The 23,946-nt window shown below is 38.3% G+C and carries 24 protein-coding genes; 23 read left to right on the top strand and 1 reads right to left on the bottom strand.

The genetic code is table 11. The features are described 5' to 3' along the window. Window positions 1–27: 27 nt before the first annotated feature. Window positions 28–1,239, bottom strand: a complete 1,212-nt coding sequence (locus tag ACOZBY_RS02835) for a nucleotidyltransferase (RefSeq protein ID WP_012293144.1) — start codon at window positions 1,237–1,239, stop codon at window positions 28–30. Between the two features lie 167 nt (window positions 1,240–1,406). Between ACOZBY_RS02835 and ACOZBY_RS02830 the strand changes: the two genes are divergently transcribed. The 23 genes from ACOZBY_RS02830 to sigE all read left to right on the top strand — a co-directional run bounded on the left by ACOZBY_RS02830 (window position 1,407) and on the right by sigE (window position 23,857). After that, complete coding sequence (locus tag ACOZBY_RS02830) at window positions 1,407–1,940, top strand: YceD family protein (protein ID WP_422761450.1); 534 nt, start codon at window positions 1,407–1,409, stop codon at window positions 1,938–1,940. Window positions 1,941–1,964: 24 nt separating this feature from the next. Beyond that, entirely contained in the window at window positions 1,965–2,138 is a 174-nt protein-coding gene (gene rpmF, locus ACOZBY_RS02825) for a 50S ribosomal protein L32 (RefSeq protein WP_004224819.1), read from the top strand. 163 nt (window positions 2,139–2,301) lie between these two features. After that, window positions 2,302–3,069: an enoyl-CoA hydratase/isomerase family protein gene (locus ACOZBY_RS02820; protein ID WP_031418911.1), complete on the top strand. Its 768-nt coding sequence runs from the start codon at window positions 2,302–2,304 to the stop codon at window positions 3,067–3,069. A 110-nt stretch (window positions 3,070–3,179) separates the two neighbouring features. Further along, entirely contained in the window at window positions 3,180–3,557 is a 378-nt protein-coding gene (locus ACOZBY_RS02815) for a transcriptional regulator (RefSeq protein WP_012293147.1), read from the top strand. A 187-nt stretch (window positions 3,558–3,744) separates the two neighbouring features. After that, the gene (locus ACOZBY_RS02810) at window positions 3,745–4,650 is read left to right on the top strand and encodes a ketopantoate reductase family protein (RefSeq protein ID WP_422761447.1); all 906 of its coding nucleotides are present in this window, start codon (window positions 3,745–3,747) and stop codon (window positions 4,648–4,650) included. Continuing rightward, entirely contained in the window at window positions 4,647–5,042 is a 396-nt protein-coding gene (locus ACOZBY_RS02805) for a DUF3397 domain-containing protein (RefSeq protein WP_031418914.1), read from the top strand. Before ACOZBY_RS02810 ends, ACOZBY_RS02805 begins: the two co-directional genes overlap by 4 nt. A 273-nt stretch (window positions 5,043–5,315) precedes the next feature. Continuing rightward, complete coding sequence (gene bshC, locus ACOZBY_RS02800) at window positions 5,316–6,932, top strand: bacillithiol biosynthesis cysteine-adding enzyme BshC (protein ID WP_036214903.1); 1,617 nt, start codon at window positions 5,316–5,318, stop codon at window positions 6,930–6,932. 255 nt (window positions 6,933–7,187) lie between these two features. Further along, window positions 7,188–7,619 (top strand): division/cell wall cluster transcriptional repressor MraZ, encoded by a 432-nt coding sequence (mraZ, locus tag ACOZBY_RS02795; protein WP_008173894.1) that lies wholly within the window; start codon window positions 7,188–7,190, stop codon window positions 7,617–7,619. Window positions 7,620–7,681: 62 nt separating this feature from the next. After that, a complete protein-coding gene (gene rsmH / locus ACOZBY_RS02790; protein ID WP_012293152.1) occupies window positions 7,682–8,632 on the top strand; it encodes a 16S rRNA (cytosine(1402)-N(4))-methyltransferase RsmH in 951 nt (316 codons plus the stop codon). Beyond that, window positions 8,633–9,004, top strand: a complete 372-nt coding sequence (ftsL, locus tag ACOZBY_RS02785; RefSeq protein WP_012293153.1) for a cell division protein FtsL — start codon at window positions 8,633–8,635, stop codon at window positions 9,002–9,004. Then, window positions 9,001–11,229, top strand: a complete 2,229-nt coding sequence (locus tag ACOZBY_RS02780) for a penicillin-binding protein (RefSeq protein WP_036167365.1) — start codon at window positions 9,001–9,003, stop codon at window positions 11,227–11,229. The genes ftsL and ACOZBY_RS02780 overlap by 4 nt, the downstream gene beginning before the upstream one ends. A gap of 57 nt (window positions 11,230–11,286) precedes the next feature. Further along, entirely contained in the window at window positions 11,287–13,203 is a 1,917-nt protein-coding gene (locus tag ACOZBY_RS02775) for a stage V sporulation protein D (protein ID WP_422761444.1), read from the top strand. A 125-nt stretch (window positions 13,204–13,328) separates the two neighbouring features. Next, window positions 13,329–14,300 (top strand): phospho-N-acetylmuramoyl-pentapeptide-transferase, encoded by a 972-nt coding sequence (gene mraY, locus ACOZBY_RS02770; RefSeq protein ID WP_422761442.1) that lies wholly within the window; start codon window positions 13,329–13,331, stop codon window positions 14,298–14,300. After that, window positions 14,300–15,649, top strand: a complete 1,350-nt coding sequence (murD, locus tag ACOZBY_RS02765; RefSeq protein WP_422761440.1) for a UDP-N-acetylmuramoyl-L-alanine--D-glutamate ligase — start codon at window positions 14,300–14,302, stop codon at window positions 15,647–15,649. Before mraY ends, murD begins: the two co-directional genes overlap by 1 nt. A gap of 40 nt (window positions 15,650–15,689) precedes the next feature. Then, window positions 15,690–16,769: a putative lipid II flippase FtsW gene (gene ftsW / locus ACOZBY_RS02760; protein WP_012293158.1), complete on the top strand. Its 1,080-nt coding sequence runs from the start codon at window positions 15,690–15,692 to the stop codon at window positions 16,767–16,769. Between the two features lie 20 nt (window positions 16,770–16,789). Further along, a complete protein-coding gene (locus ACOZBY_RS02755) occupies window positions 16,790–17,623 on the top strand; it encodes a cell division protein FtsQ/DivIB (protein WP_031418919.1) in 834 nt (277 codons plus the stop codon). Beyond that, window positions 17,601–18,329, top strand: a complete 729-nt coding sequence (locus tag ACOZBY_RS02750; protein WP_031418920.1) for a DUF881 domain-containing protein — start codon at window positions 17,601–17,603, stop codon at window positions 18,327–18,329. The genes ACOZBY_RS02755 and ACOZBY_RS02750 overlap by 23 nt, the downstream gene beginning before the upstream one ends. Before the next feature lie 98 nt (window positions 18,330–18,427). Then, window positions 18,428–19,147 (top strand): DUF881 domain-containing protein, encoded by a 720-nt coding sequence (locus ACOZBY_RS02745; protein WP_031418921.1) that lies wholly within the window; start codon window positions 18,428–18,430, stop codon window positions 19,145–19,147. A 3-nt stretch (window positions 19,148–19,150) separates the two neighbouring features. Beyond that, window positions 19,151–19,522: a small basic family protein gene (locus ACOZBY_RS02740; RefSeq protein ID WP_008173872.1), complete on the top strand. Its 372-nt coding sequence runs from the start codon at window positions 19,151–19,153 to the stop codon at window positions 19,520–19,522. A gap of 95 nt (window positions 19,523–19,617) precedes the next feature. Continuing rightward, window positions 19,618–20,901 carry a cell division protein FtsA gene (gene ftsA / locus ACOZBY_RS02735; protein ID WP_012293163.1) on the top strand — a complete coding sequence of 428 codons (1,284 nt, stop codon included), beginning with the start codon at window positions 19,618–19,620 and terminating at the stop codon, window positions 20,899–20,901. A 53-nt stretch (window positions 20,902–20,954) separates the two neighbouring features. Further along, window positions 20,955–22,112 carry a cell division protein FtsZ gene (ftsZ, locus tag ACOZBY_RS02730; RefSeq protein WP_031418922.1) on the top strand — a complete coding sequence of 386 codons (1,158 nt, stop codon included), beginning with the start codon at window positions 20,955–20,957 and terminating at the stop codon, window positions 22,110–22,112. 190 nt (window positions 22,113–22,302) lie between these two features. Beyond that, window positions 22,303–23,136: a sigma-E processing peptidase SpoIIGA gene (locus ACOZBY_RS02725; protein WP_031418923.1), complete on the top strand. Its 834-nt coding sequence runs from the start codon at window positions 22,303–22,305 to the stop codon at window positions 23,134–23,136. A gap of 13 nt (window positions 23,137–23,149) precedes the next feature. Beyond that, window positions 23,150–23,857 (top strand): RNA polymerase sporulation sigma factor SigE, encoded by a 708-nt coding sequence (gene sigE / locus ACOZBY_RS02720; RefSeq protein ID WP_025113851.1) that lies wholly within the window; start codon window positions 23,150–23,152, stop codon window positions 23,855–23,857. Window positions 23,858–23,946 lie beyond the last annotated feature (89 nt).

Here is a 23,946-nt window from a genome sequence, read left to right as displayed (position 1 = left end):
GACTATCTAGCATCTCTTTTTATGACTTTAATTACGAATTGGGGGTGTTTGATAATCTTTAGGGAGACTCTGCGCTGTAACGCCTTGTTCTATACTTAAATTGTATAGCTCTGCAGCATGAATATCTATGGCCAACATAGCATCATTTGCAGCTGCAACACGACTTATTAAAGGTAATTCAATATCTTTTTTGCGCTTTCCTAAATAAGCTTGACCCTTTGCGCTCATGCCAAGTAAACGGATAAATGATGGGGCTTCAAAGCTCTGTAGCTGCTCCTTTGTAAACCCTGTATAAATATGAGTGATCATACGTTGTATTCGTGTCCATGTATAACGTTTAGATTTTATTTTTTCCATAAAGCTATTAAAGGATGAGCTATTTTTTGCAGCTTTCATAATAGCGTTCTCAATTCCTTCAGTTACTTCTGCATAACGAGTGAGCTCTGAAGGCGTGTGTCTCATGATAGTGAACTGTAATAGTGGCCAAAATGATTCCCAACTGGCAAATTTTTTATAGTGTCTATGCCAGTCTGTCAAATAATCAAAAGATGTCTCAGGGACAACCTTTTGCACACTTTGTAAAGAACTTGTAGATGCTAGGGCTTTACGTATTCCAGTGGCGCTTGCAATGGATGAGTCCTGTTTAAGTGCATCATGATAACCTGCTGCGATACGGGGAATGGTTAGCGGCTTGATGTTACTGTCCAGCGTTCTCGCCGCCTCTAGATAATGAAAGCCAAGAATATTATTGGGTTGTGCAAGATCAATGTATGGGGCTGGGAACTTCTGAGTAAGCTGTTCATAGGCGTAATATAGGCTTTTAGGGTAGCTCGCCCCCGTTTTAAGGCTGTCTTTTATGAGTGCGTCATATTCTGTACGGTTATTGTCAATCAAATCATAAGTGTTCAAGAATGGTTGGATAGAGCCATCCTCACTACCAAAAGCAAACGAGTCGCAGCCAACGGCAGTTAATATTGAAATCGCCCCCTTTGCGAAATCAGTAGCAGGAGCTGTACTATAGACATAAGGTAGCTCAATGACAATATCTACACCACCTGCGAGTGCCATTTTTGTACGTGTCCATTTATCAACCATAGCTGGTTCACCACGTTGTAAAAATGTTCCACTCATAACAGCGATGACAATATCTGCTTTCGCTACTTTTTTTGCCTGTGTCAAATGATAGGCATGTCCGTTGTGAAAAGGATTATATTCAACAACAATTCCAACTGCTTTCATGCTTTCCCTCCTGGTCATTTATGTTTTTATGGTAAGCTGTTAGGAGCAAATATACTTCTTATAGTATATAATTATAAGTAGGTTTTAGAGTAGTGACAAGAAATTATCTTGACATCTATTTTTACACATTATATAATCAACATTGTTGTCTCGAGGTGATTAAACGAATGAAATGGTCAATTCATCAATTATCTAAATACCGCCAAAACGGGATGCCAATCGATGCCTTTGTCCAATTGGACGAAGTGATGGAGCGAAACCAGGATATTCGAGCAATTTCGCCCGTTCATGTAAAAGGGCTATGTACTTTTGGTGCATCGCAAATGACATGTCAGTTAACTGTGAAAGCGACGTTAACACTACCATGTGCTCGCACGTGGGAGGATGTTGAGTTTCCTATCAATGTTGAGACAGTTGAAATTTTTAGCTGGATTGACGAAGATCAACGAGGAGACGATGACGGAGACATTCACTATATTGACGGTGAAGTCATCGACATGAAACCAGTTCTTGAGGAACTAGTGTTACTCGAGGTGCCTATGCAAGCGTTCAAGGAAAATACTGAAGGACAAGTGCAAGGCGGTAAAAGCTGGTCTTATGCAACAGACGAAGACGTAGAGCTACACAAAAAAGCTGACGAACAAAAAGTGGATCCAAGACTAGCTGCTTTAGCTAAGTATTTTGATCAAACAGACGAATAGACGATCTGTAAGGAGGTGCCATCAATGGCTGTACCATTTAGAAGAACTTCTAAAACTGCAAAAAGAAAGCGTCGTACGCATTTCAAATTATCTGTACCTGGTATGGTAACTTGCCCTAACTGTGGTGAGGCTAAATTATCACACCGTGTTTGCAAAGCTTGCGGACAATACAAAGGTAAAGAAGTAGTAAGCAAATAATACAGTGTTTGCTCACTTAAAAGGCTAGTAGAGAGACCATGGCTCTTTACTAGCCTTTTTTTGATGGATTAAAAACGGAATATTGCGTCGTTTGTGAAGTTTAATATAATAGTGAAATAATTGTATGATACAATTTGTTCATGGAGACAAAGGGGGTAGTGATGTGAGTTATACGATTGACAATCGTGATGGTGTTATGACTTTTACGATTAATCGAGAAGAGAAGCGTAATGCTGTCAATGATGAGGTTATGAATGGTCTTCAGGAAGTCATTATGTATATTCGTAAACATGAGGATGTACGTTTTTTAGTAGTGACGGGTGCTGGAGAAAAATCATTTTGCTCTGGGGGAGATCTATCTGAGTTTCATTCTCTGGAGACGGAGGATGAGGCATTTGGTATGTTAAGTAAAATGGGGAACATATTATATGACCTTGCGACACTCCCGGTTCCGACGATAGCGCTTATAAATGGTACTGCAGTTGGTGGCGGTTGTGAGATTGCCACGGCTTGTGATTTCCGTTTAGTGGCAGAACATGCCAAGTGCGGTTTTATTCAAGGGACCTTAGCCATTACGAGTGGCTGGGGTGGTGGTACATATCTTTTTGAAAGAGGGTTACGTCATGATCGTGCGTTAAAAATGCTTGTAGATGCAAAGCCATATCCTGCACATTTGCTCTATGAAATAGGGTGGGCAATGCGAGTTTTTGAAGGCTCAAAAGAAGAGGCGTTAAATGATTTTATTGAACATATGCGAAAAATACATCCGTCTGTTCATAAAGCTTATAAGGAAATCGAACTTCGTAAATGGCGCGAACGAAATATGTATGAGCGGGTGATGGAGGAAGTTCGTACTTGTGCAAAATTGTGGGAAAGCGAAGCGCATCATTTGGCTGTTAATAATTTCTTAACTAAGAAGAATAAAAAGTGATGTATAAAGGCAGTGATGAAAGTAAAACATCATCACTGTCTTTTTTCATGCAATGATTCTATTTTGCTCGCTACTGCATATAGTAGTAAAAAATGCGAGGGTGATAGATTATGGAATTGAAAAAAAGAAAAGATCAATGGACAAAGGAAGACGATGAAAGACTAGCAGAAATTGTCTTGCATAATGTGCAAAATGGCAAAACGCAGTTGGAGGCTTTTGAAATGGCGGCTGTGGAATTGGGCCGTACAAAGCAGGCATGTGGCTTCCGTTGGAATAAAACATTACGTGGTCAATATAGTCAGTCATTATTAGCTGTAAGAAATCAACCACAACAATCTATGCGAAGTCACTTGAAATTGGCATTGACAAGTTTTGACGAATTAACAGATGCCTATCAAACCCTTGAAATGAAACATCGCGAGTTGCAAAATGAACATGAGAAATTAGTGAAGTGGCTGCAACAAGGTTATTCATTAATGAAAGATTAAATTTACAGTAGCTTCGGAAGATTATACAATATTTATCTTTCCTAGAGATAAAACCCTTTCAGTATATCGTCAATAATCAGCCAATCTTGTATAATAGAAGAACCTGCTTAGGGGTGCCTTAGAATTTATTCTGAGGCACCTTATTCTTATAGCTTTATAAAGTAGTGAGGAAAGGATGTAAAATGAAATGATGAAGGTAGCAGTTATTGGTGCTGGTGCGGTTGGTCAATTAACAGCAAGCTTTTTAGCAGAGTCGGGAATGTCAGTGTCATTGGTTGCCAGAAAACAGGAGCAGGTAGAAGAGCTAACTATCAATCAATTAACGCGATTGAATGTTGATGGAACTAAAACTGTACAAAAAATTGTTTCTACAACAAATTTAACTTCTTTACCACCTCAAGATTTAATGGTCATTGCTGTTAAATATGTTCATTTACAGAATCTCTACGACCAATTAGCGTCACTATCAAATGAAATACCTTTGCTCTTTTTGCAAAATGGCTTAGCTCATTTTGAGGAGGCACTAAATTTACCTCAAAAAAATATCGCGTTTTGCTCTGTATCTTTTGGCGCACAATTGCTGAATCAAACAACGGTTCAACATAGAGGAATTGGTCCATGTAAAATAGCTATTGAACGAGGGGAACAACATGTTTTTTTTAAGTTGTTACAGTTACAAAACCCATTGTTTCCTGTTGAACTGGTCGATAATGCGGAGAAGATGCTATTTGAAAAAGCTATATTCAATAGCTTAATCAATCCATTAACTTATGTATTACAAATAAAGAACGGGGAACTAGTGACTAATACACACGCGTATGTACTTATGAAAAATTTATATGAGGAGTTAACAATGGCGTTCGAAGGCATTGAGCGCACTATATCTTTTGGAGACGTGGTAGACTTATGTAGGCAAACAGCCGAAAATACCTCTTCTATGCTTGCAGATCGTATGCAGGGAAGAAGAAGTGAGATTGAAACAATTGTTGGTGCCATACTGAATAAAGCCTTAACAAATGGTCATCATTTGCCTACTTTGCGTACCTTATATCTCCAAGTACTTGCGATAGAGGAGAGCGGTGAACAAAGTTGAAAGACATTTTACATATAATTGTTAGTATCGTTATTTTTTGTCCAATTGTTCTTTTTATTATAGTCTATCTAATTAGCAGGAAAGTTAAAATACGGGGCACGCATGCATTTGGTGCAGCCTCTGATGTGACAACCTTCTGTTTGTTCTTTTCGGTACCCTTAGGCATTGGGGTACTATGGCAAATAAATGTAGGGGGACTTTTAGTCATACTTGCAATAATGATGGCTATGATTTTTACATATATTGATTGGCGGACAAAAAAAGAAATAGAAGTGAAGCCTTTATTAAAGAAAATTTGGCGTTTTTTATTTTTATTATTGAGCACCGCGTATGCTGTTATTTGTATAATTGGTGTCATTCAGTCCCTTGTAGACTATTTTCGGGTTGTCTAAGCATTTTCTTTTCAAGTTGGAGCTATAAGGGTTAAAATAATAGCATTATAAAGTAGATATAAAAAATCATTCTTTATGGATGGGAAACTGATTAAAGGCCATAAAGCCCAGAGCTAGAAGAATAGTTCAGTAATATTGCACAGTGCTATATTTATGGTGGGAGAAATGCAATATGGGCTAAAACATTTACTGCATCATGTGCATAATATGTGAGGAATCAATTTCTCGTTATAAGTAAATTAATGATTGAGTGAGTAGAGGAGCTTATGTTAAATGAAACTGGAGTCTATCCAAGTACCTATAAAAAATAATGTGCTAGCCGATTACTGGTCGCCAAATACTGCCATTCATCAGTTTTTTGAATACGAATTTAATGATCAGGCTTTTGAGAAAAGAGCGAAGCATTTAGCACAACATGCCAGAGATCAAAAAGAGCTGACAGCCATCATCCGTCAATTTATGGAGCCGCTAGGGCTATCACAAAAAGCGAATGAGCATTTACAACAATTAGAACAGGGAGCTATGGTCATAATTGGTGGCCAACAAGCAGGTATCTTAACTGGCCCTCTTTACTCCGTTCATAAAGCGATTTCAGTGATTGTGTTAGCAAAAGAGCAAAGTGTGAAGCTTCAAAGATCTGTGGTACCTGTTTTTTGGATAGCTGGAGAAGATCATGATTTGGAAGAAATTAATCATACCTATACGGTGCATGGTGAGCTATTAAAAAAACGTGCATACAGTGAGCGCTCTAGACGTAAAACAATGGCTTCTGCAACAATGCTCAATAAAGAGTCAATGACACAATTCATCCATACCGTTGTTAGGGATATTGGGGAAACAGAGTATACAGAGGCGCTTATTAAACAATTAGTAGATGTGCTGAACGAAAGTGAGACATTTACTGATTTCTTTGCGCGGTTAATGAACCAATTATTTAAAGATGAAGGGTTACTGTTAATTGATGCAGCGGATTATAATTTCCGTCAATATGAAAGTACCAATTTTACGCATATCATTCAGCATAGTGAAGAAATTGCTAGAGTCGTAACAGAAAAGGAAGAGCAACTAGAGCGAACGGGCTACGGAAAACCTATTTTGGCCACACGAGAAGCAGCTAATTTATTCTATGTAGAGGATGGAGAACGTCATCTTTTAGAAAGAAAAAATGATCTATTTATTAATTTAGCAGCAAACCTTAAATTTACTCGAGAAGAGCTATTAGAGATTGCTGAAAAATATCCAGAGCGTTTGAGTAATAATGTAGTGTCTCGCCCATTAATGCAGGAAATGACGTTCCCTGTACTAGCATTCGTCGGTGGTCCAGGTGAATTAGCTTATTGGGCAACATTAAAGAGTGCATTTTCTGTGCTAGACCTACAAATGCCTATTTTTGCTCCACGCCTTCATATGACGATTGTGACGCGTCATGTAGAACAATTATTACGTGAACATCAATTGTCTGTTACAGATGTTTGGAATGGCAAAGCCTTAGAAATGAAAGAGCGTTTTATTCATGATGTGCAAGATATTGAAGCTAAACGCAAAATTCAGGCTATGGAGCAGTTATTAGCAGAAAAGTACAGTGAGCTTGCATCGTATTTAGAGGAACAACATTTAACTTTAGATAAAATCCTTGTGAAGAATCAAGAAAATCATGCAAAACAATTTGATTACCTTCAGCAAAAAATTGAACAAACTGTACTCGATAAGCATGAGACTACTATACGCAAATTTACGACGCTACAAAATGAGTTGTATCCAAATGAGGGCTTCCAGGAAAGAACGTATAATCCGTATCAATATTTTAATGAGTTTGGACCTATGTTGATTGCTGAAATGTTAAAGCAAAACTATAGTATTGGCAAACACCACTATTTACTTTATTTATAAAACCTAAGTATCAAGTTCTTTATACCTAGGTAGTTTTTTGATACAATAGGGATTTGATGAATAATGTCTATAAAAATCGTATATAGAGAGCTATCCTACTAAGGATAGCTCTTTCTTTATGTCATTTAGCATATATCAAAAATTCCTATCAAGGTCTAATTGCATATTAAGAGATAAAATGTCAAGTTTTTTTTAAAAAAAGTGGAGGAAAGTGGGGGGATGTGGTACATTATTTAATAAAGTGGGGTGAGTAGTATGTTCATGGGAGAATATCAACACTCCGTTGATGCAAAAGGGCGATTAATCGTGCCGGCAAAATTTCGTGAAGCTTTAGGCGAAGCGTTTGTTGTCACAAGAGGTCTCGATAACTGTCTATTTGGCTATCCTATGAATGAATGGCGAAAACTCGAAGAAAAGTTAAAAGATTTACCGATGACCAAAAAGGATACACGTGCATTTGCAAGGTTTTTCTTTTCTGGAGCAACAGAGGTAGAAATAGACAAGCAGGGGCGAATCAATATTCCAGCTACTCTTATGCAACATGCACATCTGGTTAAGGAATGTGTAGTGTTGGGGGTTTCAAATCGAATTGAGATTTGGGCTAAGGATGCATGGGAAGCTTACTTCAGCGAGTCTGAACAATCTTTTAATGAAATTGCAGAAAATATGATTGGCTTTGATTTTTAACTTTTGATAGGCATGTCAATGCAAAGTTGACATGAGGTTAAGGCCTGAAAGGAGCGAGTGGTATGTTCGATCATACAACCGTGTTATTAAAAGAAACTGTTGATGGGTTGAACATCGATCCTGATGGTGTATATGTGGACTGTACGTTAGGTGGTGCAGGCCATAGTGAATATTTAGTACAGCAATTATCAGATAAAGGCCGATTAATTTGTTTTGATCAAGATATGACGGCTATTGAAAATGCGAAAATTCGATTAGCGCCCTATATTGAGCGTGTCACGTTTATCCACTCGAATTTCCGGTATTTAAAAGAAGAATTATTGGCTCATGGTTTTGAACAAGTAGATGGCATTTTATATGACTTAGGCGTATCTTCACCTCAGCTAGATACACCAGAGCGAGGCTTTAGCTATCACCATGATGCACCACTAGATATGCGCATGGATCAAACGGCAACACTTACAGCTTTTGAAGTTGTCAATCAATGGGCTTATGAGGATTTAGTACGTATTTTTTTCCGTTATGGGGAAGAAAAGTTTTCAAAGCAAGTTGCTCGTAAAATTGAAGAGGCGCGCAAATCAGCACCGATTGAAACAACTGGACAACTTGTAGAACTTATTAAAGAGGGTATTCCAGCAGCGGCACGCCGAAAAGGTGGGCATCCAGCAAAGCGCATTTTCCAAGCAATAAGAATTGCTGTCAATGACGAGTTAGGCGCGGCAGAGGATTCATTAGTCGATGCGATTGATATGATTAACGTAGGTGGACGCATTAGTGTCATTACGTTCCATTCATTGGAGGACCGCCTATGCAAGACAATCTTTAAGGAAGCGTCATCATTACCGGAATTACCACCAAATTTACCTGTAATTCCCGATGACATGAAGCCAACTTTAAAGCTTATTACACGAAAGCCAATTGTTCCTTCAGATGAAGAATTAGAAGTGAATAATCGGGCGCGTTCAGCAAAGCTTAGAGTGGTGGAGAAAATTAACGACAAAGGGCGTGAGTAAATGGCAGCCGTACGTGTAAGGCAACAGCACCAACATCAACAAGTGCAACAACCGATAACACCACCTAGTCCACAACCCACTATCATACGTCGTAAAAAAACGAACCAGAAGTTTGAGAAGACAATGTTAATTGTTTTAGTTAGCATTATTGCTGTATTAGGTATCCTGGTATTAAATAAACAAGCAGCTATTCAAACTACAAACATGGACATTCAAAACATCGAATCAGAAGCAGATGAGATTGCAAAACAGAATGTTGACTTAACGGTTCGTGTAAGTGAACTTTCTACATACGAAAACATATGGAAAAAAGCGAAAGAACTCGGTTTAACTCAAAATGAGAAAAATGTAAAGGTAGTGCCGGGAGAATGAAAAAAAAGAGATTTCGATTCCAATGGGGAGCCTTTCTATTATTGATTTTTTATGGAGGGCTCTTTTTTCTATTATTCACAAGAATGGTGAACATTCAGGCGACAGGGCAAGTAGAAGGACAGGAGCTTGCAGCAAGAGCAGCTGCTAAGTATGGTAAGGAAAGTGTTATCACAGCAAACCGAGGAAAGATTTATGACCAAAACGGTCAAGTGATTGCAGAGGATACGTTAAGCTATCGCCTAGTAGCTGTCGTAAGTGAAGCAGCTACAACGGATTCAAAGAAACCGAGGCATGTTGTAGATGCTGAAAAAACGGCTCAAGTTTTAGCGAAGTATATTCCAGCCATGCAAGGAAAAGAAGACGAAATTCTTAAAAAGCTAAATAATCGCTATAGAAGCGATGGGAAACCATTATATCAAGTAGAGTTTGGTAGTTCAGGACGCGGTATTAGTCACGAGGTTATGAGTAAAATAAAGGAAGAAAAATTACCAGGGATTCTATTTGTTAGCGACTTAAAACGATATTATCCAAATGGTGTCTTTGCCTCCCATTTAATTGGCTATGCACTGAAGAAGGATAACGAGGACGGGACTGTTACAACAAAAGGCGAAATGGGCCTAGAATATACGTATGATAAAGAACTGACAGGCGTCGACGGGAAAATCAAATATGAAACAGATGCTTTCAGCTATTTATTACCCAACAGCGAGAAGATGGTGACGCCTGCTAAAAATGGGGATGACATTTATTTAACCCTCGATAAAACCATCCAAAGCTTTTTAGAGGAAGCAATGTCAAAGGTTGAAAAGGAATACAATCCTGAATCTATGACTGCGGTTGTAGCAGACCCCAAAACAGGGAAAATATTAGCGATGTCCCAACGACCTACGTTCAATCCTGAAACACGCGAAAGCCAAAATATGAAATGGCTGAACGAGGTAATTGAGGAGACAATTGAGCCTGGTTCAACGATGAAAACATTCACGCTCGCTTCAGCGATTGATACAAATACGTGGGCTCCGAATGCAAATTTTCAATCTGGCTCTTATACAGTACATGACCGAACAATTCGAGACCATAATCAGGTTGGATGGGGACAAATTAGCTATTTAGAGGGTTTCCAACGCTCTTCGAATACGGCCATGGCCCACTTATTAAAATTGATTGGCGATGATGTCTTTGTGGAATATTTAGACCGCTTTGGTTTCGGCCACAAAACCGGAATTGATTTACCGAATGAAGCGGCAGGAACAATATTATCTCAATACCCAATCCAACGAGTAACAACAACATATGGGCAAGGGTCAACCGTAACACCTATCCAAATGATTCAAGCCATGACTGCTATTGCGAATGATGGCAAGATGATGCAGCCCTATGTAATTGACCGCATTGTTGATTCATCAACAGGGAAGGTTATTCAAAACCATGAACCTGTTGAAAAAGGACAGCCAATCAAAGCAGATACAGCGAAACAAGTACGAGAAATCCTTGCTTCTACTTTAACTTCAAAATATGGTACGGCAAAGGATTTTATATTGGAGGATTACGAGGTTGCGGGGAAGACAGGGACAGCGCAAATTCCGAGAGCAGATGGTACGTATGCTTGGGGCGCTAACCAATTCCTATATTCATTTTTAGGAATGGCTCCCGTTGATGATCCTCAGCTCATTATGTATGTCTCAGTGAAAAAACCTAAGTTAAATAATGAGCTTGGATCAGTGCCAGTATCTAAAGTGTTTAATCCTGTGATGTTAAATAGCTTAAAGCACCTTAATATTAATCCGGATGATGTACAGCATGTGGATAAGGTAGATATGAAGGATTATACAGGTCAAAGTGCTGAAGCGATTGAAGTAGAGCTAGGAAACAATGGATTGCAGCCTGTTATTGTTGGTAGCGGGGGTAAAATCATAGATCAATATCCTAAAGATACAAAACAACTAGTAAAAGGTAGTTATGTATTTTTAAAGACAGATGGCGATATCATATTGCCAGACTTTACGAATTGGTCATTAAGAAATTTACTTGTATTCAAATCCATGACAGGGGTAGAGATGGAGATTTTCGGTGAGGGCTTTGTAGCGAGTCAAAGTGTATCTCCAGGGACTGTTATAACGGATAGTTCGCCGATTGTTGTTAAGCTCAAAACACCTGCTGAAAGTTTTGTGCAAGATGTAGAAGCTGCCTCTGAGGGTGAAATTGAACAAGTAGAGGATGAATAATACTGAATAGAAGTCCACTTTATTTCATACGTTGTAAAAAACAAGGTGTGATGTCGAATGAAGTGGATTTCTATCCATTCTAAAAAGCGTTTACGTATTTTATATGTGTTGTTTATGTGTGCAGCAGTGGCGATAGTGATTAGGCTGTTCTTTTTGCAAGTGTTAGATCAAAAAGAACTGACATCGAAGGCAGAAGAGAACTGGGACCGAGAAATACCGTTTGCTAATGAACGAGGGCATATTACTGATCGAGATGGGGAGAGTATTGTAACTAATAAGCTTGCACCAACTTTATATTTTATGCCCTCTCAAAGTAAAGATATTGAAGGGGCCGCTGAAAAAATTGCGCAAGTTTTGGAAGTGGATAAAGAGAAACTGTTAGAGAAGATGAAGAAAAAAGCCTATTTAGTAAAGCTAGCGCCTGAGGGAAAAAATATCCCCTATGAAAAAGCAGTTGAATTACAAGGCTTACAAATTGAAGGACTATATAGTGGTGTCGACTACTCTAGAGATTATCCATATGGGACACTTTTATCTCGATTTTTAGGATTTACAGGCTATGATGCACAAGGTTTAGCTGGTATTGAATACGAATATGATAAGTTTTTACAGGCTAATTCTTCTGCAATTCGCCTCTTTACAGATGCAAAAGGCAATAATCTACCAAATGTCGCGAGTGCTTGGAAAGCTGGTGAGGATGGAGCAACTATTGAGCTAACGATTGATGTCGATGTCCAGCAGGTCGTTGAGCGTGAATTGTCACAGGCTATGAAGCGCTATGAAGCGGACCAAGCATTGGCCATTGCTATGAATCCAAATAATGGTGAAATTTTAGCATTAGCCTCTTATCCAACTTTTAATCCGGCTGAATATCAATTAGTCGAACCAACGATTTATAATCGAAATTTACCTGTATGGATGACATATGAGCCAGGTTCTACTTTCAAAATTATTACCCTGAGCGCTGCATTGGAAGAAAATTTAGTGGATTTAGAGCATGATACATTTTATGATCCAGGGTATACAATGGTTGCTGGGGCAAGACTACGTTGTTGGAAGCGTGAAGGGCATGGACATGAAACCTTCTTAGAAGTTGTGGAGAATTCCTGTAACCCTGGCTTTGTTGAATTAGGGCAGCGGTTAGGAAACGAGCGACTATTGCAATATATTAAAGATTTTGGCTTTGGTCAAAAGACTGGTTCCAATATTGCTGGTGAAGCCTCAGGAATTTTATTTTCTAAGAAAGCCTTCGGACCCGTTGAACAGGCTACAACCTCATTTGGGCAAGGGGTAGCGGTAACTCCAATTCAGCAAGTTCAAGCGGTAGCAGCAGCTATAAATGGAGGCAAGCTATATACGCCTTATGTTGTGAAAAAAGTATTTAATCCAAATACAGGGGATGTCATACAGGAGACTGAACCTGTTGTCAAAAATCAGGTGATTCGTGAGGAGACTTCTGCAAAGGTTCGGGGCGCATTGGAGTCAGTTGTAGCAAATGGTTCAGGTCGACAAGCCTTTAGAGATGGTTTACGAATTGGCGGTAAAACAGGAACAGCGCAAAAGGTTGAAAACGGCCGTTACAAGAGTGGGGAATATATCGTATCATTTATTGGCTTTGCGCCAGCTGACAATCCGCAAATTGTCGTCTATGTAGCAGTCGACAACCCTAAAAAGACGACGCAGTTTGGCGGTGTTGTAGCAGCACCTATTGTTGGGCAAATAATAGAGGATGTTGCACCGTTTGTAGGTATTGAAAAATCAAAGGAACAGCTTGAAAAGGATTATCGATATGGTGATCCAATTACTGTGAAGGTACCAAATTTTATTGGTCAGACAAAGGATGATATTGCCAAGCAGTTTTATCCATTTCGTATAGAATGGCATGGAGAAGGGACTAAAATTGGTAACCAATTACCTGAAGTGGATAGTGTTATCAAACAAGATGGTACCATTCATTTATATTTGGAGAACTGAAATAACTTTACCTTTAAAAAATGGGAAAGAACCACTATTATTATGAAGGGTAGTAATAAATAAATGAAAGTTTATGCTTTTTTCCTAACGAAGAAAGTGAAACAAGATTTAAAGGAGATTTTTCAATGAAACTCGCAACAACACTTACCATTTTAGCTCTTGCTTTTATAGTAACAGTTATCCTGGCACCAATTAGTATTCCACTTCTTCGACGCCTAAAGTTTGGGCAAAGTATTCGTGAAGAGGGACCGAAATCACATATGAAAAAAGCTGGTACACCAACAATGGGCGGTATAATTTTCTTAATTTCTATCGTCCTAACAACTGTTGGTGTAGGAAGCTTTTTAGATTTATTAACGACACAGACCATAGTACTTTTATTAGTATTAGCAGGATTTGGCTTAATAGGTTTATTGGATGATGGTTTGAAGGTTGTATTTAAAAGGAATTTAGGGTTAACCTCTCTTCAAAAATTAATTGGTCAAATTGTTATCGCCATCCTTGCATATTTTCTACTGTATGTTGGATCTTTTGATACAACGCTCGCTATTCCATTTACAGATTGGACAGTTGATCTTGGTGTATTCTATGTTGCCTTTTTAATCTTTTGGTTAGTAGGGTTCTCCAATGCGGTGAATTTAACAGATGGTTTGGATGGACTAGTGGCAGGAACTGCATCGATTGCTTTTGCGGCTTTTGGCGTTATCGCACTCTTCCAAAGCCAAGCAGATATCGCTTTATTTGCATTTGCTGTTACAGGAGCATTATTAGGGTTTCTATTATTTAATGCGAATCCAGCAAAAGTATTTATGGGTGATACGGGTTCATTAGCATTAGGTGGGGCATTAGCTATGGTATCGGTATTAGTAAAAGAAGAATTTTTACTTTTACTAGTTGGCTTGGTATTTGTCATCGAAACATTATCCGTTATTTTACAGGTAGGAAGCTTTAAGCTACGTAAAAAGCGTATTTTTAAGATGAGTCCAATCCATCACCATTTTGAATTATCAGGTTGGTCAGAGTGGAAGGTAGTGCTTGTCTTCTGGTCAACTGCCCTAGCAGTAGCATTGATTGCAGTTTTATCGGAGGCGTTTTAATGAAAAACTATACAGATTTACAACATAAAAAAGTACTTGTGTTAGGCCTAGCGAAAAGCGGTGTGGCCGCTGCTGAAATTTTACATGAGCTCGGCGCCTTTGTAACAGTCAATGATTCCAAACCATTTGATGAAAGCCCAGATGCACAGGGTTTATTACAAAAGGGGATTACCGTGATTTGTGGTCGTCATCCTGAGGACTTACTGGATGAAGGTTTTGAATTAGTCGTTAAAAACCCAGGTATACCTTATAGCAATCGCATTGTAGCGGATGCTATACAGCGCGGTATTCCTGTATGGACAGAGATTGAACTTGCGTATTTAATAAGTGACGCGCCATTTATTGGTATTACAGGCTCGAATGGAAAAACAACAACGACCACTTTAATATTTGATATGTTAAACAACGGAAGTAAAAATCCATTAATTGCAGGAAATATTGGTACAGTTGCTTGTGGCGTTGCTAAAGAAGCTAGTAAAGATAACGTTATTGTAACGGAGTTGTCATCTTTCCAATTGATGGGGACTAAAACATTTAAGCCTAAAATTTCTATACTTACAAATCTTTATGATGCCCATCTTGACTACCATGGAACATTTGATAATTACGCTGAAGCGAAGTTTGGTGTGACACGTAATCAAGATGAAAGTGATTATTTTATTTATAATGCGGACCAACCAATTGTAGTTGGCTATGCGGCAAAATCCAATGCGCAAAAAATTCCGTTCAGTTCAAATGGGCGTACTGTCAACGGAATCAGTGCAGATGATACAACGATCTATTGGCAAGGGGATCCGTATATGGACCGAGCAAATATAGCACTGCCTGGTAAGCATAATTTAGAAAACATCCTAGCAGCAGTGGCGGCCTGTATTTTAGTTGGCTGTGACAAAGGGAAAATGGAAGAGGTTTTAGCGACTTTTGGTGGGGTGAGACACCGTACTCAATTCGTACGCGAATGGAATGGTCGAAAGATTTATAATGACTCCAAAGCAACGAACTGTTTAGCAACAAAAAGTGCTTTAGATGCATTCCAGGCGCCCGTTATTTTGTTAGCAGGTGGTTTAGATCGTGGACATTCTTTTGAGGAGCTTCGACCTAGTATGAATCATGTTAAAGGCGTCGTCGCATTTGGAGAAACTGGATTACGTTTTGTTGAATTTGCAAAATCATGTGGTGTCCAACAAACAGTAATCGCTCAAAATGTGGAAGACGCTGTACACTATGCAGCACCGATGTCAGCAGAGGGAGATATTATTTTACTATCACCAGCTTGTGCAAGTTGGGATCAATATGACAGCTTTGAAATACGCGGAGATGTTTTTATTGATGCTGTAATGAAGCTGTAATGAGCCTGTAACTATTTTAGAATATACTTGACTTGGAAGGATGGCATTACTGAGAGGGAAAGAAAGCTACTTATTGCTCGTCACAACTTTGATGCTATCAGTAATCGGCATTATTTTCGTCTATTCTGCGGGGACTTATTGGAGTGCCATTCATTATAGTGGAAAAATGCCGTTTTATATGAAGCAAAGCGTATACTTTGTGGTAGCCATAATTGTATTTTTAATCACAATTCGATTAAATATTTTGAGAGAGCAGTCCTTTTGGAAAATGGCCTATATATTTTCGTTAGTCTTACTTGTTCTAGTGTTAATACCTGGTATTGGGCTAGTGCGAAATGGCTCGCAAAGCTGGATTGGGATTGGTCCATTGACAATCCAGCCAGCGGAGATAACGAAAATAACAGTCATTGTTTACCTGAGTCATATTTTAGCGCAGCATAAAACAGGAACGCCAGTTGTTAATTGGCGCCATGCTTTAATCCTCCTAATCCCTGTTGTTTTGATTATGTTGCAGCCTGACTTTGGTTCAGTATTTATTCTTGTTGTTGCTGTATTTTTATTGTTTTTTGTCGCTGGCTACCCGTTAAAGCTATATGCCATGATTATGTTAGCTGGTATAGCTGGACTAGTAGGACTAATTGCGACTGCACCATATCGACTAAAGCGAATAGAAGCATTCCTCGATCCATGGGCTGATCCCTTAGTAAGTGGATTCCAAGCAGTGCAATCACTTATGGCGATAGGTCCTGCTGGAATTTTTGGTCATGGTTTTGGACAAAGTCGGCAAAAGTTTCTATATTTGCCTGAGCCACAAAATGACTTTATTTACGCTATTATTTTGGAGGAGATCGGCTTGATTGGTGGTCTCGTTATTTTAGCACTTTTTGTACTGACAATTTATGCAGGCTATAGATTTGCTGTACAGGCTAAAAGCCGAACATCCTATTATGCGATTATAGGGTTAGTCACAATGCTGATGGTGCAAGCGTTTCTTAATATAGCTGTTGTAATAGGTTTAGTACCCGTAACGGGTGTTACATTGCCTTTTATCAGCTACGGAGGAACATCTTTAGTCACAATGTGGTTAATAATAGGTATTATTTATCAATTAGCGAAATAAATATAAAGGAGGAGTACTTTTTGGAGAAAGTAATTGATATAGAAGATCGTATACCTACGCTAAAAAAGCGACGAAAAAAGCGTACAAATCGTAAATTCATCGTGCTAATATTACTTTTCTTTATTGTGTTAGCAGTACTCCTTTATTTTCAATCTCCATACAGTAACATCAATAAAATAACAGTCAATGGTGCTAAGCTGGCAAATAATGAACATTATGTGGAGACAAGTACCCTGGCGCTAGGTAAATCAATGTGGGGTTTCAAAATAGAAGATGTGGAGAAGCTTCTGTTGAAGGATAAATGGGTAAAAGAAGCACATGTTAAACGTAACTGGCTTCGAGGCGTAACGATTGATGTGAAAGAGTGGAAAAAAGTTGCGTATTTGGCTGGGGACGGCACCTATTATCCACTGCTTGAAAATGGTGAACGTTTTGAACAAAAAGGAAATGATACGCCAATTGATGCACCTGTTTTTATTGGTATTACTGGCGAAAAAACAATCAAAAAACTTGTTGAACAGTTAGCACAATTAAAACCAGAAGTATTAGCTTTAATTTCTCAGGTTAACACGAATAGTAATGATACAAATCCGAACGCGGTAAAGCTTTATATGAATGATGGATATGAGGTACGAGCTGTTATTCAGACGCTTGCGGAGAAGTTAAATTATTACCCCTCCATTGTTGCACAAATTGCAAATTTAGAAAAAGGCGTGATTGATTTAGAGGTCGGTTCCTATTATCGCCCTTTTAACGAGGAGTACAACAAAATAAGCATCGATATGGAAGCTAATGCAGATGGGGAAATGGTTGACCAGGAAGTGACAGACGATGAACAACAAAAAGATGAATAGCAAAGGAAGTTTTTTTTCAAGAAAACAATTTGAATTACTGATTGTTTGTGTGACAACAGGATTTATTATCGGCTATTCATATAATCAGGCAAAAGATAACCGGGAAGCAGGCACGATTAATTCAGAGCTATTTGAGCAAGAAGATTCTTATCGTGAGGAATTGATCACTCAACAAGAACGTAATAAAGAGCTATCGGATGAGCTAAATAGTCTACAGGAACAAATTCGAAAGTATGAAAAATCATTTGCTTCTAATGAGAAGGATTATAAAGAACTTGTGGAACAAGCAGAGGATTTACGGCTTCTACTTGGTGAATTGAAGAGTGAGGGAAAAGGAATAAGGATCACTCTCCAGGATGGTGACTATGATCCAAAATCTTTGAATCCGAATGACTATATTGTTCATGAAAGTCATGTTTTTAAATTGTTGAATGAACTGAAGATATCGGGTGCTCAGGCAATTGCTATTAATGGGCAACGTGTCATGGCCAATTCCTATATCCGATGTAATGGTCCTGTAATAACTATTGATGGTACACAGCATCCCGCTCCTTTTGTGATAGAAGCTGTTGGAGATTCCGATACTTTAATAGCATCTTTAAATTTAAATGGCGGTGTCGTTGATCAATTATTAAATGACAATATTGTAGTGTCTTTAGAAGAACATCAAAAACTTACAATGCCAAGAGTAAAAGTAGAAAGTTAAGGACAAGACCTATTTCATGTTTAAAGTCTAATTTTAGCCTCTAGGAAAGTTTTACATTGAATTCTGAGGGGCATACGATACGTCTAGGAGGGGCTATTTTGCGAAGAAATATGTACACCCGAATAACGATCGTGCTATTTATTATCGGTTTGATGATAGCGGTACAATACAATACCATACAAAAACCAGCAGAGCGAGATACACGAGATATTTGGGCAATAAGAGAGGAATTAGCACAAGAAAAGCAAAGACATTCCGCATTACTGGCAGAAATTCGCTCACTTCATGAAGTAGTGGATCGCTATGAGCAATCTGAAAAAGTAAATCAGCAAGCCGCTTTACATGAAACATTGAATCGTTTAAAGCAACAGGCTGGACTAACAGAAGTGGTAGGGCCGGGTGTCAGACTTCGTATTGAACCCGCACCTGAATTAATAGAGATGGGTTATGAAATCAAAGAGATATCGCCTGATTTATTAACCCAATTATTAAATACGCTGTTTAAAAACGATGCAACAAGTGTTTCAATAGATGGCAATCGTGTTGTTCAAACAACAGCCATTCGGGACATAAATGGGAAGACAACGGTGAATAGTGTACCATTGTCGACACCTAAATTTGATATATATGTTGGGACAAGCGATTTTAAAGCAGCTCAAAAAATGTATAATTCGCTTCAAGCCTCAACGTTTATAGATTCATTTTATTTAGATAATTTTAATTTAGTGATTGAAGAGCCAATTGATCAATTACAAATTCCAGCATTTGATCAGCGATTGACAAATGATTACTTAGCAGAGGTAAAAAAAGGAGATTAATTTATGTGGCTACCATTTTTAGGTTTGATATTTGGACTTGCCCTTGGCTTGTTAACAAATATACAAATCCCCTCTATGTATGAAAATTATCTGTCAATAGCTGTTTTAGCAGCTTTAGATACATTATTTGGTGGTATCCGTGCTCAATTACAGCAAGTGTACGACGATAAAGTTTTTGTATCAGGATTCTTTTTTAATATAGTTCTCGCAGCAGGGTTAGCTTTTATAGGTGTGAATTTAGGGATAGATTTGTATTTAGCAGCTATTTTCGCTTTTGGGGTACGTTTGTTCCAAAATATAGCAATAATTAGGCGTATATTACTAACACGGTTGGATGAGAAACGTCACAAGAAAGAAAAAACTTCCATAGATTAAGAGAAAAATTGACCAAAATACTCGATTTGCTTAGACATTATGCCAAATTTACAATAGAATGAAAATAAGAGCATTTTTCAAGGAGGTGCAGCGAATTGAATCAGCAAGATTTATACATTTCACTTGATATTGGATCCTCCTCTATCAAGGTATTAATAGGTGAAATGAGTGACGGACAATTACATGTAATTGGCGTCGGAAATGTAAAATCGAATGGGGTTCGAAAAGGAGCAATTGTTGATATAGATGCAACAGTTCAATCTATTCGAAAAGCAGTAGAACAAGCCGAACGAATGACAGGTTATCAAATTCACGAAGTCGTTCTAGGCGTTCCTGCTAACCAAACGATGTTACAGCTAGTTAAAGGTGTTGTCGCTGTAAATAGTGAAAACAGAGAAATTACAGATGATGATTTAGACAGAGTGGTAGAATCTGCACAAGTCATGTCAATACCTCCTGAACGTGAATTAGTTAACATCATTCCAAGACAGTTTATTGTGGACAACCTTGATGAAATTAAAGATCCTCGTGGTATGATTGGCATTCGTCTAGAAATGGATGCAACCATGATAACGACATCCAAAACGCTTTTACACAATGTACTTCGTTGTGTTGAGCGTGCCGGTTTAAGTATACGAGAAATATATTTGCAACCATTAGCATCAGGCTACTTTGCATTAACTGAAGATGAAAAAAACCAAGGAACTGCCTTTATCGATATAGGAGGCGGATCTACTACAATCGCAGTATTTGAAGAGGGATTGCTAACGCATACAGGTGTCATACCAGTTGGTGGTGATCATATAACGAAAGATATTTCTATCGTCTTAAAGACACCAACAGAACAAGCTGAAAATATCAAACACCAATTTGGACATGCCTTTTATGATGATGCATCTGACGATGAAATCTTTGAAGTACCAATTGTAGGAACAGATTCTACTGATCAATATAGTCAACGCTATATATCAGAAATTATTGGCGCACGCCTAGAAGAATTACTAGAATTAGTGATTGACGAGTTAGCACGTCTAGGTGTTAGAGATTTACCAGGTGGCGTTGTTATAACGGGTGGTGTTGCTAAACTTGAAGGTATCGCCCAGTTAGCGCGTCAAATTCTACAAACGCGTGTAAGAATTTATACACCCGATTATATTGGCGTTAGAGAGCCTTCATTTGCAACAGCGGTTGGACTTATTCGTTACGCCTATTTAGAAGATGATTTTTACGGTAAAAGTACGAATACGCAACCTGTTGAATATGCAGCTGTAGGAGCTCAAGCAGCTATGCCTAAAAAGCAAGAGTATTCTGCACCTTCAGAACCAAAAGAAAGCGTAATTGGGAAAGCAAAAAAATTATTTGATAAGTTTTTTGATTAACTAGAATGCGTAATGATTGATACAGAGTCGAGTTACCGTGGGAGGAAAAAGAGATGTTAGAATTTGATACAAATGTAGATGAACTTGCAGTAATAAAGGTCATAGGTGTTGGTGGCGGCGGTAACAACGCTGTCAATCGAATGATAGAACATGGTGTACAGGGTGTTGACTTTATCGCAGTTAACACTGATTCACAGGCATTAAATTTATCAAAGGCAGAAGTTAGGCTTCAAATTGGAGCGAAACTGACGCGTGGTTTAGGTGCAGGTGCAAATCCAGAAGTAGGAAAAAAGGCTGCTGAAGAGAGCCGCGAGCAATTAGAAGAGGTTCTACGTGGTGCAGACATGGTATTCGTCACTGCTGGTATGGGTGGAGGAACCGGTACGGGTGCAGCGCCGGTAATTGCACAAATTGCTCGTGAATTAGGAGCACTAACAGTAGGTGTTGTGACACGTCCATTTACGTTTGAAGGGCGTAAACGTCAAACACAAGCTATCGGCGGCATTGGTAGTATGAAAGAAGCTGTGGATACGCTAATTGTTATCCCGAACGACAAGCTATTACAAATTGTCGATAAATCAACACCAATGTTAGAAGCTTTCAGAGAAGCAGATAACGTACTTCGTCAAGGTGTTCAAGGTATTTCAGATTTAATTGCAACCCCTGGTCTTATTAACTTAGACTTTGCAGACGTGAAAACAATTATGTCAAACAAAGGCTCAGCATTAATGGGTATCGGTATTGCTACTGGTGAAAACCGTGCTTCAGAAGCAGCAAAGAAAGCCATTTCAAGTCCATTACTAGAATCATCTATCGATGGTGCTAAAGGTGTTCTTATGAATATTACAGGTGGCTCTAATCTTAGCTTATTTGAAGTACAAGAAGCGGCAGATATCGTAGCTTCTGCATCTGACGAAGAAGTAAATATGATTTTCGGTTCTGTTATTAATGAAAACCTTAAAGATGAAATCATTGTTACAGTTATCGCAACTGGTTTCTCAGAGGAAGCTTTACAGCAACAACGTAATACAACAAAACCATCGCTCAATATAAATAGACAATCTGCTCCACAACAACAAGCACCGATTCGTGAACAACGACAAGAAGTGCATGTTCAACAAGAGCAGCCACGCCAAAATCAGCAACATTATGCACAGGATGACATGCTTGAAGTCCCAGCATTTTTACGCAATCGCAAAAATCGCGGTTAATTGAAAAAACAACTTCTAAAAAGCTCGTATTTTACATATGTAAAATACGAGCTTTTTATTTTTGTTGTCGAGATGTTCATTTGTGTAAGGAAACCATGTATTTTGTCAAAACATTTTAAGGAAATGGTGCGATTGTTTGACAATATTTGTGGGAGTAACATGCTAACTTTGTAAGTAGGAGGCGGCTGTTATGTATGGAGAATGGCTGGTGCTCATTAATACGCTTTTCAATCTAGCAATACTCACGTTTACCGCAAGAGTAACAGGGGTTTTGGTCAAGAATTCAAGATTATTAATGAGTTCATTTTGTAGTAGTTTAGTAGCTGTAATTGGCGGTCAAATGCTGTGGTCAACGGTACTTAGTTTTATATTGCTCATAGGTATAGCTTTTCGCTTTAAGATTCGAAGCTTCCAAAAGCAAGGACCGATCGTTTTAACAGCAACGATCGTTATCGGCGGATTGCTAACAGCACTACAGCCCTATTTAAAAAATCTTTCTGCCAACCATTTTATAATGATTTGTTTTGTACTAGCAGTTTTAAATCTTGTTGCATTTTATAAGCAATGGGGTTTTGTTAAACTAGAACGTTTAAGTGGACAATTTGTATTTGATACAACTTTAAAAATCTTTGGTTCGATAATACCACTTTCAGCTTTTGTGGACACAGGAAACCAAGCAATCGAGCCGCTTTCAGGGAAACCTGTTCATTTCGTCTCTTATACAGCTCTAAGCCCACATTTACCTGCCGATTTTTGCAAATCATTAGTAGAATGGCAAGAAACAGATCCGTACAATGTATCTATGTTTTCAGAAGATTATCAGCGTTATATTCGATTTATTCATATCAATACCGTACAACAACAAACCGTTGTTCTTGGTTTTCGCTTTGATGAGTGGTTGATAAAGGGGGAGCCTTCACAGGTGAAATCGAATGAATATATCGTTTTAACAAAAAAAGCAAAAAATTTTCCACATAGCACAGCAGCAATTTTACATTTTTCAGCGCTTTCAAATAACTCATAGAGGGGGAGAACTATTGCTTCTTAGGCTACTTGCTAGCTTGAAAAAATTTTGGAGTAAGTTTCGTAGTCGTGAAACGTACTATATAGGGGGAAATGATTCATTGCCAGTGCCACTAAGTCGAGAAGAAGAAGTTACAGTCATTGCATCCTTTATGAAAGGTGATTTACGAGCTAGAGACACACTAATTGAACGTAATTTACGTCTTGTTGTTTATATTGCTAGACGTTTTGACAATACGGGAACGCCAATCGAAGATTTAATCAGCATTGGTTCTATCGGATTAATAAAGGCAATTGAAACGTTCAATACAGATAAAAATATTAAGCTTGCAACATACGCATCTCGATGCATTGAAAATGAAATTTTAATGCATTTACGAAAAACAAGTCGTATGAAGGGTGAAGTATCATTAGACGAACCTTTAAACTCTGATGCAGATGGAAATGAATTATTACTGTCAGATATTTTAGGTACGGAAGAGCACATTATTCTTGATAATGTGGAGAAAAAAATTGAACGGCAGCATATGTTCCATGCCATAAATTTATTAGGTGCACGTGAACGATATATTATGGAATGCCGTTTTGGTCTCAATGGAAAAGTAGAAATGACGCAAAAAGAAGTAGCAGATCATTTAGGGATATCACAATCATATATTTCCCGTTTAGAAAAGAAAATTATTCAAGATTTACGTGAAAATTTAAATCAGCCAATTTCTTAGAAAGGGAAAATTATCCTACCTAAAATTGGTCATAGCTTTTGTGCATATTCTTGTTTCTCTCGGACAAACTGATGTCACGGTTTAGTCAG

Source organism: Lysinibacillus sp. NPDC056220 (assembly GCF_049315265.1).
Taxonomy (GTDB): Bacteria; Bacillota; Bacilli; order Bacillales_A; family Planococcaceae; genus Lysinibacillus; species Lysinibacillus pinottii.
This window is presented reverse-complemented; position numbering and strand designations above follow the sequence as displayed.

What these genes read in the sequence shown, in the direction of transcription:
- ACOZBY_RS02775 (WP_422761444.1), top strand. Translation starts at nt 11,287, where the DNA reads ATGAAGTGGATTTCTATCCATTCTAAAAAGCGTTTACGTATTTTATAT.
- ACOZBY_RS02750 (WP_031418920.1), top strand. Translation starts at nt 17,601, where the DNA reads ATGAACAACAAAAAGATGAATAGCAAAGGAAGTTTTTTTTCAAGAAAA.
- bshC (WP_036214903.1), top strand. Translation starts at nt 5,316, where the DNA reads ATGAAACTGGAGTCTATCCAAGTACCTATAAAAAATAATGTGCTAGCC.
- ftsL (WP_012293153.1), top strand. Translation starts at nt 8,633, where the DNA reads ATGGCAGCCGTACGTGTAAGGCAACAGCACCAACATCAACAAGTGCAA.
- ftsZ (WP_031418922.1), top strand. Translation starts at nt 20,955, where the DNA reads ATGTTAGAATTTGATACAAATGTAGATGAACTTGCAGTAATAAAGGTC.
- ACOZBY_RS02780 (WP_036167365.1), top strand. Translation starts at nt 9,001, where the DNA reads ATGAAAAAAAAGAGATTTCGATTCCAATGGGGAGCCTTTCTATTATTG.
- ACOZBY_RS02740 (WP_008173872.1), top strand. Translation starts at nt 19,151, where the DNA reads ATGTGGCTACCATTTTTAGGTTTGATATTTGGACTTGCCCTTGGCTTG.
- rpmF (WP_004224819.1), top strand. Translation starts at nt 1,965, where the DNA reads ATGGCTGTACCATTTAGAAGAACTTCTAAAACTGCAAAAAGAAAGCGT.
- ACOZBY_RS02835 (WP_012293144.1), bottom strand. Translation starts at nt 1,239, where the DNA reads ATGAAAGCAGTTGGAATTGTTGTTGAATATAATCCTTTTCACAACGGA.
- ACOZBY_RS02815 (WP_012293147.1), top strand. Translation starts at nt 3,180, where the DNA reads ATGGAATTGAAAAAAAGAAAAGATCAATGGACAAAGGAAGACGATGAA.
- ACOZBY_RS02830 (WP_422761450.1), top strand. Translation starts at nt 1,407, where the DNA reads ATGAAATGGTCAATTCATCAATTATCTAAATACCGCCAAAACGGGATG.
- ACOZBY_RS02725 (WP_031418923.1), top strand. Translation starts at nt 22,303, where the DNA reads ATGTATGGAGAATGGCTGGTGCTCATTAATACGCTTTTCAATCTAGCA.
- murD (WP_422761440.1), top strand. Translation starts at nt 14,300, where the DNA reads ATGAAAAACTATACAGATTTACAACATAAAAAAGTACTTGTGTTAGGC.
- rsmH (WP_012293152.1), top strand. Translation starts at nt 7,682, where the DNA reads ATGTTCGATCATACAACCGTGTTATTAAAAGAAACTGTTGATGGGTTG.
- mraY (WP_422761442.1), top strand. Translation starts at nt 13,329, where the DNA reads ATGAAACTCGCAACAACACTTACCATTTTAGCTCTTGCTTTTATAGTA.
- mraZ (WP_008173894.1), top strand. Translation starts at nt 7,188, where the DNA reads ATGTTCATGGGAGAATATCAACACTCCGTTGATGCAAAAGGGCGATTA.
- ftsW (WP_012293158.1), top strand. Translation starts at nt 15,690, where the DNA reads ATGGCATTACTGAGAGGGAAAGAAAGCTACTTATTGCTCGTCACAACT.
- ACOZBY_RS02810 (WP_422761447.1), top strand. Translation starts at nt 3,745, where the DNA reads ATGATGAAGGTAGCAGTTATTGGTGCTGGTGCGGTTGGTCAATTAACA.